Below are 14,817 nucleotides of genomic sequence, written 5' to 3'. Positions count from 1 at the left end.
ACTAAGGATGGATCTCGATTTCGCGTGCACGATGTGCGGCAAGTGCTGCCACGATCTGCGTTTGCCGTTGACCGTGACGGAGGCGGTTGTCTGGCTCGAGCGCGGCAACGACGTGCAGATTCTCTGCGACGCCGCGCCGTGGCTCGAGGAGCCGCCCGCCGACAACATCCAGGCCGCGCATCGGCGCCGCCGCTCCTTTGCCGCGCTGAGCGGGTCGCTGCCCGCGCGGGTCGTGGTCATTCTGGCGGGTGCGTTTGCGGGCCCATGCCCGAACCTGCAGCCCGACATGCGCTGCGGCATCTATGAGCAACGGCCGCTGGTGTGCCGGATCTATCCGGCGGAAATCAATCCGTTCATCGAGCTGACGCCCGCGCACAAGGCCTGTCCGCCTGAAGCGTGGACGCCTGGATTGCCGCCGCTGCGGCGCGGCGGCAAGCTGGCCGACGCGGGCATGCTGTCACTGATCCAGCAGTCGCGCGATACCGATGCAAGGGAGGTTCCCGTCAAGCAGCGGGTGTGTGCGCTGCTGGGGATCGATCGCGCCGCCGTGTGGAATGAGGGCTTTGCTGCCTATTCGCCGGATCGGGCCGGGCTGCTTGCAGCGCTGCGTCAAGCCGGCAGCGAACCTGCCGCGCCCGCGCAGCCTCCGGCATGGGGCTTCGTATCCAACCGCCGGAAGACGGTCGATACGTTGATGTCGGTTGGAGCGCTCGGGTCTCTCGCTCCTGCGACCGGTACCGCGGGCTTCGAATACCTGGGGTTTTTCGAGGCATCCGAGTAGAGGCCGTCCGCAGCACCCGAGCGAGCGCCCCGGCGCCATGCCGGGGCGTAGCCGCGGATGCGCCGGGGCGAGGCGCCGATCAAGCCGCCTGACTCTGCCCCTCCGCACCCGCCTTCGACACCGCGCCGGTCTGCGCGTTGTAGCGGTAGCCTTGCTGCTCGAGCTGGGTGCTGATCGAGTCGGTGATCAGCTGCTGCTGGGCTTCGCGGCGCAGCAGCTCGTGCTCCGGCTGCAGCTGGCTCAGCTCCGAGGCCAGCCGGCGGGCAAGCGACGCTTCGCCGGTGGCGCGCGCGTTCATCACGATCATCTTTTCGGTGACCTGCGTCAGTTGCTGCTTGAGGCCGTTCGCGTACTCGGACCACTTCTTCATGTTCGTGCGGGCTTCGGCGAGCGCCGCCGCATGCGCTTCAGCATCGCGCGCGATCTGGAGCTTCAAGGCCTCGAGCTCCTGCGCGTCGGCGGCTGCGGGCGGGGCGGCGTCGGCGGCGTCGGCGCTTTCGCCTGCCACGGCCGTCTGCGCTTGCGCGAGCTCGGCGGCGCGCAGCTCCGCGACATCGGCACGCTCCTGTGCCGCCGACAAATCCGTCGACAGCCGCTCGATTTCCGACGCACCGGCGCTGTGCGCCTCGGCGAGGCTCGCGAGCTGCGTCTGCGCTTCTTGCAGTTCGCGCTGGGCCGCGTCCAGGCCGGCGCGCGCGCCGGCCGCCTCTTCCGTGCGGGCCGCGTGCGCCTGCTGCTCGCTCTCCAGCACCGCGCGAATCGCGGCCAGCTCGCTTTCGAGGCGGCCCACCGCTTCCGCTTGCGCCAGCTCGTTGGCCGACGGCGCCGGCTCGGCTTCAGCCGCGGCGGCGGCTGCCGCGGCAGCCTCGCTCGCCGCGGCAAGCGCCGCCTCGAGCTCGGCGGCCAGACGCGTGCGCGCCTCGCGCTCGTCGGCCAGCTCCGCGCCCAGGCGCTCCAGCTCGGCCTCGAGCGCCGCGACGCGCTGCTCGAGCTCCTGCGCGCGCAGTTCGGCCGCGTCAGCGTGCGCCATCGCCTGCGTGATCTCTTCCGCCAGACGCTCCGCCCCATCGGCTTTCGCGCGGCTGGCCTCCGTCATCTCGAACAGCTGCCGGCGCCCCGTCTCGAGCTCCTCGACCGTGCTCTGCAGCTCCGCGAGCGCATCGTCGCGCTCGTTGCTCGCGTCCTCGAGGCGCTGGCTCAGCGTGAGCAGACGGCGATTGACCCCGCGTTCGGCCTCGTCCTGCGCCGCGGTCCAGAGGCGGTCGAGCGCGTCGCGCATCGTGTCGGTCACGACTTCCGGCAGCGCCGCGCGCTCGGCGACCTGCGGAGCGCGCAGGGCGCGGGTTTCGCGCCACTTGCGCAGGGCGGCGGCCACGGCGACGACCGAACCGGAGTGCACTTCGGACCAGATCGCGACTGGAGAAACCTTCTGACCCTCTTCGGCCATCCGGTTGGCGATTTCGGCAACCATTTCGTCGGTGATGGTTACGCTGCTTGACATGTGTCTACCTCGGCAAGGCGGGAGTGTTGGCGAATACGCGTTCGATGCGGCGACCCACGTCGCGCAACTACAGATTGTCGGTCACCTCAAGGATGGTCAAACGTCGGAAAAACCTGATTTAACGGTAGTAATTCGCGAATTTGATTCGCGCGGGACGCGTGCAAAGTTCGTTCATCGTCTCTCGATGCGTTCGGCCACCGCTCCCCTCCCATGCCCTCTAGCCGCCGCTCGACGCCCGTTGTCAGGGAATTTCTTCGCCGCTATCCTGCCGCGAACGGGAGCGCCCGTCGCCCGCGCGTTGCTTTCACGGACCTTGCGCCTGTCCCGCTCCTTTTCACGAGGCTCCATGGATTTCACCGCCGATGACATCGCCGCCTGGACCTCTGCGTCCGAGGTGCGATCCGGCTTCAGGCTGCCGCCGCCGTCTCCAGCCCAACGATGAAACGCAGAGACGCCCTGCTGTCCGGCGCGCTGACCGTGCTGTCGGCCGTCGTGCGGCCCGTGGCCGCCGCTGAGCGGCCGCCCCGCGTCGTGTTCCTGAACCCGGGCGAGGCGGTCGAGCGCGGCACCGGACAGCAATGGCAGCTGGTGTCGAAATTCATGCTGACGGCGGCCCGCTCGTTCGGCATGCAGCTCGAAGTGCTGTACGCCGAGCGCGACCATCTGCTGATGCTGCGCCAGGCCGAGCAGGTGGCGCAGCGCGGCGATCCGCCCGACTACGTGGTGATCGTCAACGAGAAGATGACGGCGGCGCAGATGCTGACGAGCCTCGCCAAGTCGCCCGCGCGCGTGCTGGTGATGCACAACGACCTGACGATCGAGCAGCGCGGTCAGATCGGCAACGAGCGCGAACGGATCGCGAACTGGATCGGCACCCTGACCGCCGACGCCGGCCGCGGCGCCTGCCGCCTGATGCAATACCTGTGCGCCACCCACGGCCCGACTCCCGCGCGCGTGCTCGGCATCACCGGCGACCCGGTCACGCCGGTGTCGAACGAGCGGGCTGCGGGCGTCGAGGCGTGGCTGTCCGGCTCCGGGCAGGGCCGGACCTTCCAGCTCGTCAACAGCGACTGGAGCCACGCAGACGCCTACGAGAAGGCGAGCGTGCTGCTCGCGCGCTATCCCGAAGCGAACATCCTCTGGGCCGCCAACGACGCGATGACGCTCGGCGCGCTCCAGGCGGTCAAGGAGCGTCGCGCGCCGGTCCTCGTCGGCGGCCTGGGCGCGCTGCCGGAGGCGGTGCGGGACGTGATCGGCGGCGATCTGTCGGCGATGGTCGCGGGCGACTACTTCATCGGCGCGTTCGCGATGGTGCTGCTCCACGACTATCACCAGGGCAACGATTTCGCCGCGGCCGGCGGCGCGCGCCAGAAGCTCGACTTCCTGAAGGTGATCCATCGCGGCAACGCCGAGCGCTTCGACGAAATCGTTTTCAAGCGCGACGCGATGCTGGACTTCGCCCAATACTCCCGCGTCCGGCACACCCGGGCCGGGCGTTACGATTTCGATCTCCAGCGCCTGCTGAACACACGCACAAAGGTGTCCTGATGCGCCTGCCCTTCCAGCCCATGCTCTGGCCGCCGGGCCTGCATACCAAGCTGATGCTGTCGCTCATCGTGCTGATCACGCTGGTCGCCGGCAGTTCCGCGTACCAGCTGATGGACCGCGAGCGCGCGCGGCGCTACGCCGTGCTGGAGGAGCGCGCGACGCGCATCGCCGAGCTCTACAGCCGCTCGCTCGCGCAGCCGCTCTGGAACGTCGATCGCGGCGCGATCGACAACCAGCTCGCCGCGCTCGCGCCGAACCCCGAAGTCGTGGAGTTCACGGTGACGGCGGCCAACTATGGCGTCGTGTCGAACATCAGGAAGCGCGTCGACGCGGCGGACCAGGACAATGTCGTGCGCGTGCGGCCGATCGAATACGACCCGCCCGGCGCCGCGCCGCGCGAAAAGATCGGCGAGGTCCGCATCGTGCTGACCCGGGCCGTCGCCATGCGGGACATCGCCAGCGTGCGCCAGGCGGTGCTCGGGACGATGGCGCTGGCGCTCGTGGCCCTGTACGGCGCGACCTTCTTCCTGGTGCGGCATATCGTACGCAGGCCGATCGCGCGTCTCGAGGAGATGGTCGACCGGATCGCCGGCGGCGACCTCGACGCGCGCTGCCCGGTCGAATCGGGCGACGAGCTCGGCCGGCTCGCCATGCGCGTCAACGCCATGGCGCAACGGCTGCGCGAATCCACCGAATCGCTGCGCGAGAGCGAAAGAAAATACCGCGGCATCGTCGAGAACTCGCCCGAAGGGATCTTCATCGTCGATCGCGACGGACGCATCGATGAAGCGAACCCCGCGATGGCGAAGCTGCTCGGCTATGCGAGCTTTGCGGACCTGCTCGACGGGATCCCGCGCCCCGCGTTTTCAGCGAAGCAGGCCGCGCACCTGTTCGCCACACTCGATCAAGAAGGCGTGATCGCCGCGCTCGAACTGCAATTGCAGCGGCTCGACGGCACGCCGATCTGGGTGCAGCTGAACGCCCGCGGCGCGCTGCGCGAAGGCTTCCGGGCGCAGCGCATGGAGGGCCTGCTCACCGATGTCACCGCGCGCAAGGAGGCCGTCGAGAGCCTGCGCAGCCATCGCGACCAGCTCGAGCAGGAAGTGTCCGAACGCAAGCGCACCGAGCGCGACCTGCTCGCTTCGCGCGAGCAGTTGCGCGAGTTGACGGCGCACCTGGAGGCGGTGCGCGAAGAGGAAAGAAAGCACATCGCGATGGCGATTCACGACGAGCTCGGCCAGCTGCTGACCGCCGTGAAGATGGACGTGTCGCTCCTGAAGCTGACGCTGCCGCCCGGGACGCCCGGAAGGCCCAAGGCCGACCAGATCGGCGAGCTGGTCGATCGAACCATTCAGATCGTGCGCAACGTCGCGAGCCACCTGCGGCCCGCGGCGCTCAACTACGGCCTCGCCTCCGCGCTCGAATGGCTCGCCGAAGACTTCGGCCGCCACAGCCCGATCGCATGCCGCTTCGAGATGCGCGGAGCGGAGCCTTTACTGTCGGAAACGCGCGCCACGGCGATTTTCCGGATCGCGCAGGAAGCGCTGACGAACGTCGCGCGCCATGCGGGCGCATCGCGCGTGGACGTCACGCTGAACAACCTCGAGACGGACCTCGAGCTCATCGTCAGCGACGACGGACGCGGCTTCGACGTCGGTGCGGCGCGCCAGGGATACTCGTATGGACTGCTCGGGATGACCGAGCGCGCCCGCATGGCGGACGCCGAGCTGCAGATCGAGAGCCGCAAGAACGCCGGCTCCGTGATTCGCGTGCTGATCCGCAACGGCCAGCCGGTGCTGCCTGGCTGATCGCGGGATTCGCGGGATAAACCGGCGCGCCAGTGAAGCGCGCGCCGGAGCTCCGCTTAGAACTTGTGGATGATGCCCGCGCCGGCCGCGAACTGCGAGCGCCCCGACGACGGCGTGCTGTTGTTGCCGTCGCCTTCCGTCGCGTTGTTGATGCGCATGAAGCCCGCCGCGATGCCGAACGGCCCCATCAGGTATTGCGCCGCGGCGCTCCAGGTCGAGCCGCGGCTGAAGCTGCCCGCCGCGCCGCAATGCGGGCGCGGAAGTGCTCGGTTCCCGCGACGATCCTGTCGAGCACGGCGTCGAGCGCCCAGAAGCGCTCGCGCACGTCGTAATCGATCGCGCGGCAGCGGGTCGACGCGAACGTGCCGATCCGCTGGTGGTAAATCTTGGCGAGCGCCGGATAGCCGAGCGCTTCGGACACCGCGGCCACCACGAGGAACGTCGACAGCTCCTCGGCAAGCGCCGGATCCGTCGCGCTCTCCGTGCGCAGCCACTGGTAGAGATCGGGGTGAAAGTTCGTGAACACGCCGTTGAAGCCGGCCGAGCCGGCTTTCATCGCGTCCCAGGCAATCGCCGCGTTGGCGTTGAGGATCTTCAGCGGCGAGCCTTCGGCCAGCTTCACGCGCCGCTTCACGGTCGGCAGGTCGCAACTCACGTCCTTCAGCATCACGAAGCGGCCCGTGTCGATGCAGGCCTTCAGTTCGTCGTCGCTCAACAGGCGCCGGTATGGCGCGGGGCATTCGTAGAGGCCGAGCGGCAGGTCCGCCGGCAGGCGTGCGAGCAAACGCTTCAGGTTCGCGAGGAAGGCTTCGGTGCCCTTGCGCTCGGGGTCGAGCCGGTTGGTGACGAGCACGACGCCCTGCGCGCCCGATTCGGCGGCGGCGTTGAGCTCTTCGGCTTGCGCGTCGGGGTCGGCGCTGATGTGGCCGGACGCGACCACCGGCACGCGCCCCGCCACCCGCTCGACGACGAAGCGCGCCAGCGCGCGGCGCTCCGCGAGGCTCAGGAACTGCATCTCGCTCGATTGCGCGACGGCGAAGAGCGCGTCCGAGCCGTGCGCCAGATACCACTCGATCAGGCGCTCGAGGCCGGCGTAGTCGATCGCGCCCGCCTCGTCGAACGGCGTGAGCATCACCGGGACGATGCCTTCGATCACGGCGCCGGAGTTCGGTAGGTCAGTCATGTGTTCTCCTTCTCAATGCATCTCTCTAGTGACGATGAGCGCGGTCTCAGGCAGGCAAGGCGTCGCTGGCCTGGGCCGCGTCTTGTTCGGGAATCGGCTTGCGCACGAGCAGCAGGTAGGCCATCGCGCCGACAAATGCAAGCCCCGCCGCCGTCAGGAGCGCCGGCACGAACGACGCCGCCCGCTGCGCGATGAAGCCCGTCAGGATCGGCGCCAGCGCGCCGCCCAGGAAGCCGCCGAAGTTCTGGATCGCGCCGAGCGAGGCGACGCGGTCGGCCGGCGCCGCGGCCGTGGCGAGCGCCCATGAGCACGCGGACGCCGCGTTCGCGAGGAAGATCACCACCGAGATGCAGGCGAGCGCGATCACGTTGCTTTCCACGAGCGCGGCCGGAATCGTGAACGCGACCATGCCGAGCATCGCCAGCACGACTGCGTTGCGCCGGCTCGCGACGGCATTGCGGCTGTCCTTGGTCATGAGGTCCGAGAGCCAGCCGGCGGCGAGCGCGCCGCCGAACCCGCACAAGAACGGCACCGAAGCGGCGAAGCCCGTGCGCACGAGGCTCATGTGCCGCTCCATGGTCAGGTAGCCCGGCAGCCAGGTCAGGTAGACCCAGTTGAGGTAGACGGAGCCGAAGAAGCCGATCAGCATCCCCCAGGTCGTGCCATGCGAGAACAGCGCGCGCCACTCGGCGAAGGTCAGCTTGCGTTTGACGGCGACAACGTCTTCACCGTCGCCTTGCAGATAGCGGCGTTCCTCGCCGGTCAACTCGAGATTGTGCGGATCGCGATACAGCATCAGCCAGACGAACGCGACGGCGAGACCGAGCGCGCCGGTCGAGATGAACGCCCAGCGCCAGTTGAACGAGGCGATGAGCACCGACAGGCACAGCGGCGCGAGCGCCGTGCCGAGCGGCGAGGCCGAGTTGAAGATGCCGGTCGGGGTGCCGCGCTCGCGCAGCGGGAACCAGTTGGTGACGACGCGCGCCGCGGACGGAAACTGCGGCGCTTCGCCGATGCCGAGCACGATGCGCGCGACGATGAACGCGCCGAACGTGCCGACGAGACCGCCCGCGACCTGCGCGAGCGACCATACGATCAGGCCCGCGCCCAACAGGCGGCGCGGCCCGATGCGGTCGACGAGGCCGCCGATCGGCAGTTGGCACAGCGCGTAGCTCCACGAAAAGGCCGATAGCAAGAGGCCCATTTGCCCGAGCGAGAGCCCCAGGCTCTCGCGTATCGCGGGATTGGCGACGGCAAGCGTGCCGCGGTCGAGATAGTTGACGATGCCGCTCACCATCAACAGCGCCATCGCGACGGTCTGGCCGCGGCGGATGCGGCGCGGGACCGTTTGCTTGCGGATTTCGCTCATGCTCGTTTGTCTCCGTATTTGTTAGCGCTTACATAAAAGCGGGCGACCGAGCCAAATTCGTTAACTGGCCCTTTCACATGTCGTCTTTTAGCACGCCTTTCACGGGCATCCCGCACGCGCCCCACGCGCCCTTGTGTCGCGCTAAAATGAAAGCGCTTACATTTTCACGAGATCGCAATCTCTGCGCAAGCCGGTCCGGCATGATTCGGGGTAAACGATGGCCGGATCCCGAGGTCCGGAAAACCCGCCGGCGGCCCGCGCCGACGCTGCGGCGCGCTTCGTCTGCATCGCCTGTAAGATGGCGGCGGCGCGCTCGCGATGTCGCGCGCTTACAACAACAGCGCCTTTCACTGACCGCAACCAACGATCCGTTGGCACTCGAGACCCGACGCACCGATGAGCCGTTCCCCGCCCCCCTCTCCTTCGATGCCGCTCTCAGCCCGTGCGCGCCGCGCCACGGGCCGCGCCGTGCTCGGCGATGTCGCGAAGCGCGCCGGCGTGTCCACGGCGACCGTTTCGCGCGTCTACAACGAGCCGGAGAAAGTGTCCGCCGAAGTCCAGGAGCGCGTGCGCCAGGCCGCGCGCGAGCTGAACTGGATTCCGAACGCGGCGGGCCGCGCGCTCGCTTCGAAGCGCACCCATATCGCCGGCGCGGTCATCCCGACACTCGACGACCAGGTGTTCGCCTCGCAGGTCGCGGGCCTGCAGACCGTATTCGCCGAAGCAGGCATCACGCTCTTTCTCGGCGTCTCGAACTACGACCCCGAGCAGGCGCTCGCGCAGGTCCGCGCGATGCTCACGCGCGGCGTCGAGGCGATCGCCATCGTTGGGGAAGCGCATCGCCCGGAGCTGTTCGATGCGCTGCGGCAATATCGCGTGCCCTACGTCGTGACGTATGCCTACCGGCCCGACAGCCCGCATCCGTGCGTTGGTTTCGACAACCGCAAAGCGTTCTTCGATCTCACCAGCCATCTGGTCGAGCTCGGCCATTGCAACTTCGGCGTCGTGATGCCGCCTGCCAGCGATAACGACCGCGTGCAGGCGCGCTTGCTCGGCATCCGGCAGGCGCTCGAGCGGCATGGCCTCGCCGTGCGCCCGGACAACGTGCGCGAAGGCGCTCCCTCGATTGCGTTCGGCCGCGAGAGCCTGCGCTCGATCTGGCAGCAATCGTCCGCGCGGCCGACGGCCATCGTCTGCGGCAACGACCTGCTGGCAATCGGCGTGCTCCTCGAAGCGCACGCGCTCGGCATCGACGTGCCGCGCCAGCTTTCGGTCACAGGCTTCGACGACATCGCGTTTGCGAAGGAAATCCGGCCCGCCCTCACGACGATGCGCGTCGATACGGAGCTGATCGGCCGGCTCGCCGCGCAGCGCCTCGTCGACACGCTGAACGGCAGCGGCGGCGCGGAGCGCGGCATGACGGGTCATGAAGTGAAGGCGGCGCTGACGTTGCGAGAATCGGCCGCGCGTGCGCCTTCTCCCGTCCGCCATGGCAAAGCCTAAAAAAAACGCGTCATGCAAGCACGACGCGTTAAGCACTCTGGCTTCCAGGGCACCAGAGATTGAGAGGACGTGACGATGGAGCGCGAGCCGGAAGCCACTCATGCTTCCGTCCGTTGGAGCGCACCCGCTTATCGCCTGTACACGGCACGAGTGTACGTCGAGAGGCGAGCCCGATCCTAGTCCGGAGCCTGTCGGGATTTCCTGAAAATTTCGTCAGCGGCGGCTTCGCGAAACTTCGCGCAGCGGCCTTCGCCCAGGCGCGCCAATTGCTGAAGTTGGCGGCAATCCTGCCTCTCTTTGCCCAATTGTCCGTGCCCCATGAGCGGTATCGTGACGTTCATGGCGCAACGCATCGCGCCATCCGCACCAGGCAGCCTCGCGTCGTGCGGTTTTCTCGAAGGTAGGCAGCAGGCGCAGTGAGCAGGGGGGGTAGTGGTGGCAGCAGTAGGCAAGTGTAGTAAGCAAGTGCAGTGACGCAGTCTGTTTTTGCATCAAAATCTCTAGCGTTGAGGCCCGGTCTCCCGCGATACCGGGCCGCTTTTTTCGAGTCCTCTGCACGCCCTAAGGATTTTCCGACGCTCGAATCAGGTCACGCCGATCACACGTTCGGCGCTTCCCGAGTGCGACAGGTAAATCGTGCGCCTACGATGGATCCGTCGGTAAATGACCGACGTGCGACGATAAATCAAGATTCGATGAACTCGGGGTTTCGACGGCACAGTTCGTCCTGTGCCTTGTAGGAAGGCGCATGGAATTCGAAACTCTGACCGACGAGGAATGGGCGATGGTGGCTCCGCTTTTCTCCGACACCCTGCCCGTGCGGCTCAGCCAGCGCGGCAGGCCGCGCGCTGAGCCGCGCGAGGTCGCCAACGCCGTGCTGTGGGTCATCGCGACGGGCAGGCCCTGGACGCGCCTGCCGCAAGGCTCGCCCTCGATTCCGACCTGCCGCGGCCGCTACGAGGAGTGGCGCGCAAGCGGTTCGCTCGACCAAGCGATCAAGCTGCTCACCCATGCAGGACGCAAGTTTCCCAAGCGCATCAGCCAGTCGGGCCGGGCTGCGCCAGTCGCCGCGCGCGACCCCGCCGGCCCGGACAGCGTCCGGCTTGCCGCGGCGCCGCAAGTGTTCTGGAGCAACCCCGATTCATGGCGCGCGCCATCGCCCGCGCCGGCCTCGCATACGGGAGCGCCCCAACGGCATACGGCGGCGCCCCGGCGTACCGAGCACGCATCGGGGCCGCTGTGGATGGGCCTCGCCTCCCACGGCACGAGCGTGACGGACGAGCGCGGCTACGTGATCTACACCGCGGCCGACTTGATCGGCGGAAGGATGTATCGCGCCTGGGCGGAAATCATGAAGCACGGCAAGCGGGTGGCGCGCTCGGGCCTCATCGGCCAGCCGTTCACGGACCTCGCGGCCGCGCAGCAATACGCGCTCGAGTGGGCGCAGCAATGGATCGAGGACGATAGCGGCAAGAGCACGCCGAGCCGCTTCGAAGAAGAAGCCCGGCTCGGGGTGCGTTGAACGAGGAAGATCGCATGTCACGTACACGGACTTTCACCGAGTTTTCGGCCGAAGGCATTCTGGCGGCGATGCGCCCGGATCGCGATTACCGCGCCGGCTTCATCGCGCAGTCGTTGGGCGTGAGCAGCAAGGAGGTGCGGCGCCTGCTGGACCAGATGGTCGAGAGCGGCCAGTTGCGGATGCGTTTCGACGAGCATGCGCGCGAACATCGTTTCCTCTTGCGCGCCGCGCAGTCGCCACAAGTCGCGCAAGCGCGCGACATCGGCCGGCGTCTCACCGAAGTGCTCTCCAACTACGAAAACGAAATGCGCGAGCGCGCGGCCCTCTGCATGACGGTGCGCCGCGAATACTGATTCGCCGATTCGATAAAACCCGCCGGCAAGCTCAGCACGAGCTAAGTCTGCCTGCGTAGCCTCTCCCTTGCGCAAATTCCTGCGCTCACTTGGAGAGGCGCCTTGAACACATTGCCTGCCGCCGGGTCCGCCCGGTGGCTCAACAAAGTCCCCGAAGTCACGCTCGCGTTCTGGATCATCAAGATCATGTCCACCACGGTGGGCGAAACGGGTGCGGACTTCCTGGCGGTCAATGCGGGCTGGGGCCAAGGCGCGACCCGCGCAATCATGGGTGCGCTGCTCGCCGCCGCCTTGTTCGCGCAATTGCGCACCCGGCGCCATACGCCGTGGATCTACTGGCTCACGGTGGTGCTGGTGAGCGTCGTCGGCACGCAGATCACGGATCTCCTGACCGATGGCCTCGGCGTCAGCCTGTACGTCAGCACGCCGGTGTTCGCCGCCGCGCTCGCCGTCATCTTCATGGTCTGGCATCGCGTCGAACGCACGCTGTCCATCCACGACATCACGACGCGCAGCCGCGAGCTGTTCTATTGGGCCGCCATCCTCTGCACGTTCGCGCTCGGCACCGCTGCCGGCGATCTGGCGACCGAAGCGCTGGGGCTCGGCTTCACCTGGGGCGCCGTCGCGTTCGGCGCATCGATCGGCCTCGTTTGGGCGATCTGGCGCATGGGCGGCAACGCCGTGCTGACGTTCTGGATCGCCTACATCCTGACCCGCCCCTTCGGCGCCGCGCTCGGCGATCTGCTCACGCAGGCCAAGACCTATGGCGGTCTCGGCATGGGAGCCATGTGGACCAGCGCCCTGTTCCTGACCGTGATCGTCATGCTCGTGGCCGTTGCGCAGCTCGATTCCGGCATGCGCAGAACGAGCGGCACTGTCAATTGAGCCTTGGCTCACCCACTTTGCTTCATTTGCCCGATACACACCAAGAAAGGAAAAATCATGCGTTATCTTCACTCGCTCACTCGCCCTGCCGCTGCCGTTTCCGCAGCCTTGCTCCTCGCTTTGGCCGCTGGCTGCTCCAAGCCTGCCGATTCAGCGGCGGCCAATGCGGCACCTGTGGCCTCGGCTCCCGCCGCCACGGCGCAACCGGCCAAAGCGGCCTCCAAGCTCGGCGACCTGACTCCGTTCCGCAACATCGCTGCCGACGTCGCCGCCACCGTGGACAAGGGCGACCTGCCCGCGGCGAAGACGCGCATCAAGGATCTCGAAGTCGCATGGGATTCGGCCGAAGCGGGCCTGAAGCCGCGCGCGGCCGATGACTGGCACGTGCTCGACAAAGCCATCGACCGTGCGTTGGCCGCCTTGCGTGCCGATGCGCCCACGCAGACCGATTGCAAAGCGGCCATGACGGCGCTGATGAAAACCTTCGATACGCTGCAAGGCAAGGCCTGAGGCGCTGCCTTGGTGCGCGCTCGCCTTCGTGCCCGCCCCGCTCAACCTGAGCATCAGCGGCTATCTGACCGCGATCGAAGCGCCGCTTGCGTCGATGATCGTCGCGTTGCTGCGCAGCTGGGTGCTGCTGCTCGGCCTGCTGTGGCTGTTGACGCTGTGGCTCGGCGAGCGCGGCATCCGGATGACGGCTGCGGCGACGGAAATGGTGACGCTCGTGGCGAGCATTTGGATTTATCGCGTGCGGGGCAAACACGAGGGGGTTGACGAGGCGGCTTTGCTTGTCACTCGTTGATCGGTCACGCGAAGCGCGGGGGAGTGAACAGCTCTTTCGAACCGCTCGAACCTCTTAAGACTGCCCATGCGGGTTCGGATTGCTGTCATGGGCCTCGAAATCAATATCTGCCAATTGTGCTATATCCTGATCCGAAATTTATGGGTATGTTAGCCGTTATAACCTACCGGTATCCCCACTCAATAAGCTGATGTCTTACAGATGACGCTGTTTTATACTTGTATCTCAAGCGCTTACCTTCTCGAACACCGTCGAAGCCGACGCCGAATCGCTTGGTTAGTGTCGTATCCTGATGTAGTCGAATTTGTGTTTCACTTCGCTCAATCAATTCATCATAAGCAGATACTTCATAGATGCTGCCTCCGGTACCAATGGCCGAATCATCGCCATTCCACGCTACAATCACGAATAGCTTCTTCGGATTCTTGCCGCTGACGAATATGCTCTTTATTTCCGGAGTTGCACCGCCTTCGGGTTCGTAAAAGTCGACGTAGATTTTCTGATTTTCCGGCGTATTTGTCAGGTACAGCTCCACCCCCTCGCCATCTTGGGATTGCCTTGGTTCAAGGTTGACTGAAACTTGCTCTCCCAGGAACGAAATGGTTACGCTCTTTGTTGCTGCCCAGCAAACTTCACAAGTGAAAACTAAAGTCAAGCTGCAAATCAGCAGAATCGACTTGCGAAATAGGTTGAGTTTCATGTGGGTTGTCGTTAATTTAATTTGTCAAAAATTCCAGAGTTCCAGATCGAGTGGAAGTTATCTCTCCTGGCGCCATAGCTATCCGTGTGAAAATTAATAACAGCTGTAATTTTATCCACCGCTGCATTGGTAGCCCCTTCGTCAGCGATTGCTGGAAGTTGGTGAGAGATCCAGAAATAAATTGAAGATCGAACGGCGTAGATCATTTCTGAAACCAAATCTGGATTCCCTAGGAAATTTACATCGCCATTCGACCATAAGGTGGGGTAAAAGCTCTGAAATCTAGAATAATTAGATTTTCCCGTAAGCTGTTTTAATCCTCTACCCCTATATTTCCAGCCATCACCGCTTTCAACAGATCCATTGCCGATCCTATTTGCATAGGCTCGGTTAGCAATTGCCTCGGGTTGCGCGGAGTGCAACACTGTTCGGCCATACAGATCTGCTTCGTGGGGATGGGTGGAGAAATAGGAGAATTTCTGCGTCAGAATGTCCGACCGGTAGTTTAAATTTTCCGAGGTATTAAGGTGACGACCTGCTTCTTGTCGAATTTGGGCGAAAAAATGGGTGACGCGAAGTTTCGAATCAAGTTTGTAGTCAGCAAGGCGCGGATTCAGCTCGTCAGCAATGGTTTGCAATTGATCAGTCGATGCCAGATCAAAAATCAGCCGCAACATTTCAACGGTTATTTTTCCGGTTACTCGTGGAAAATTCCCCACCATCGCGACGGGGTGAATATGAAACACATCCGGACTCGCCGGAAACTCCCCCTTCACCGCGTTGCGCACCTCATCCCACCACACCAGCTTCTTGACCCGCTCGATCTCCGCATCGTGATACGGCTCCTTCGCCACGCGCCGCA

General features: G+C 65.5%; 15 protein-coding genes. 9 read left to right on the top strand and 6 right to left on the bottom strand.

The window, feature by feature from the left end; translation table 11 throughout:
- Positions 1-7: 7 nt before the first annotated feature.
- Positions 8-781 (top strand): YkgJ family cysteine cluster protein, encoded by a 774-nt coding sequence (locus FAZ69_RS32180; protein WP_136899388.1) that lies wholly within the window; start codon positions 8-10, stop codon positions 779-781.
- Positions 782-860: 79 nt separating this feature from the next.
- On the opposite strand, the gene FAZ69_RS32175 is transcribed toward FAZ69_RS32180, so the two are convergent.
- Positions 861-2,282, bottom strand: coding sequence for a DNA-binding protein (locus tag FAZ69_RS32175; RefSeq protein WP_136899386.1), 1,422 nt, complete (start codon positions 2,280-2,282; stop codon positions 861-863).
- A 438-nt stretch (positions 2,283-2,720) separates the two neighbouring features.
- Between FAZ69_RS32175 and FAZ69_RS32170 the strand changes: the two genes are divergently transcribed.
- A complete protein-coding gene (locus FAZ69_RS32170; RefSeq protein ID WP_136899384.1) occupies positions 2,721-3,830 on the top strand; it encodes an ABC transporter substrate-binding protein in 1,110 nt (369 codons plus the stop codon).
- Positions 3,830-5,638: a sensor histidine kinase gene (locus FAZ69_RS32165; RefSeq protein WP_240702556.1), complete on the top strand. Its 1,809-nt coding sequence runs from the start codon at positions 3,830-3,832 to the stop codon at positions 5,636-5,638. Before FAZ69_RS32170 ends, FAZ69_RS32165 begins: the two co-directional genes overlap by 1 nt.
- A gap of 56 nt (positions 5,639-5,694) precedes the next feature.
- Here FAZ69_RS32165 and FAZ69_RS34285 read toward each other — a convergent pair whose 3' ends face one another.
- Genes FAZ69_RS34285 through FAZ69_RS32155 form a run of 3 tightly spaced genes read right to left on the bottom strand, consistent with a single transcriptional unit; the run spans position 5,695 to position 8,190 of the window.
- Positions 5,695-5,826, bottom strand: coding sequence for a hypothetical protein (locus FAZ69_RS34285; protein WP_255451597.1), 132 nt, complete (start codon positions 5,824-5,826; stop codon positions 5,695-5,697).
- Positions 5,826-6,821, bottom strand: a complete 996-nt coding sequence (locus tag FAZ69_RS32160; RefSeq protein WP_136899382.1) for a dihydrodipicolinate synthase family protein — start codon at positions 6,819-6,821, stop codon at positions 5,826-5,828. Before FAZ69_RS32160 ends, FAZ69_RS34285 begins: the two co-directional genes overlap by 1 nt.
- Before the next feature lie 46 nt (positions 6,822-6,867).
- The gene (locus tag FAZ69_RS32155; protein WP_136899380.1) at positions 6,868-8,190 is read right to left on the bottom strand and encodes an MFS transporter; all 1,323 of its coding nucleotides are present in this window, start codon (positions 8,188-8,190) and stop codon (positions 6,868-6,870) included.
- Positions 8,191-8,586: 396 nt separating this feature from the next.
- Here FAZ69_RS32155 and FAZ69_RS32150 point away from each other — a divergent pair, with 396 nt between their 5' ends.
- The 6 genes from FAZ69_RS32150 (at position 8,587) to FAZ69_RS32125 (ending at position 13,255) form a co-directional block, all read left to right on the top strand.
- Positions 8,587-9,693: a LacI family DNA-binding transcriptional regulator gene (locus FAZ69_RS32150; RefSeq protein ID WP_240702555.1), complete on the top strand. Its 1,107-nt coding sequence runs from the start codon at positions 8,587-8,589 to the stop codon at positions 9,691-9,693.
- 748 nt (positions 9,694-10,441) lie between these two features.
- Positions 10,442-11,215: a DUF6566 family protein gene (locus tag FAZ69_RS32145; RefSeq protein ID WP_136899378.1), complete on the top strand. Its 774-nt coding sequence runs from the start codon at positions 10,442-10,444 to the stop codon at positions 11,213-11,215.
- A gap of 14 nt (positions 11,216-11,229) precedes the next feature.
- Positions 11,230-11,568 carry a hypothetical protein gene (locus FAZ69_RS32140; RefSeq protein WP_136899376.1) on the top strand — a complete coding sequence of 113 codons (339 nt, stop codon included), beginning with the start codon at positions 11,230-11,232 and terminating at the stop codon, positions 11,566-11,568.
- A 102-nt stretch (positions 11,569-11,670) separates the two neighbouring features.
- Positions 11,671-12,453, top strand: coding sequence for a COG4705 family protein (locus FAZ69_RS32135; protein ID WP_136899374.1), 783 nt, complete (start codon positions 11,671-11,673; stop codon positions 12,451-12,453).
- A 57-nt stretch (positions 12,454-12,510) separates the two neighbouring features.
- Complete coding sequence (locus FAZ69_RS32130; protein WP_136899372.1) at positions 12,511-12,963, top strand: hypothetical protein; 453 nt, start codon at positions 12,511-12,513, stop codon at positions 12,961-12,963.
- Positions 12,964-12,991: 28 nt separating this feature from the next.
- Positions 12,992-13,255, top strand: a complete 264-nt coding sequence (locus FAZ69_RS32125) for a hypothetical protein (RefSeq protein ID WP_240702554.1) — start codon at positions 12,992-12,994, stop codon at positions 13,253-13,255.
- Positions 13,256-13,418: 163 nt separating this feature from the next.
- Here FAZ69_RS32125 and FAZ69_RS32120 read toward each other — a convergent pair whose 3' ends face one another.
- Both FAZ69_RS32120 and FAZ69_RS33510 read right to left on the bottom strand, forming a co-directional pair.
- Complete coding sequence (locus FAZ69_RS32120; protein WP_136899370.1) at positions 13,419-13,955, bottom strand: hypothetical protein; 537 nt, start codon at positions 13,953-13,955, stop codon at positions 13,419-13,421.
- A gap of 11 nt (positions 13,956-13,966) precedes the next feature.
- Positions 13,967-14,817, bottom strand: an 851-nt coding sequence (locus FAZ69_RS33510) for a glycoside hydrolase family 19 protein (RefSeq protein ID WP_369407771.1), incomplete at its 5' end; no start/stop codon positions are given.

This window comes from Trinickia terrae, assembly GCF_005144415.1.
GTDB classification, from domain to species: Bacteria; Pseudomonadota; Gammaproteobacteria; order Burkholderiales; family Burkholderiaceae; genus Trinickia_A; species Trinickia_A terrae.
Note: the sequence above shows the minus strand (reverse complement) of the source record. Positions and strands in the feature narration are given on the sequence as shown.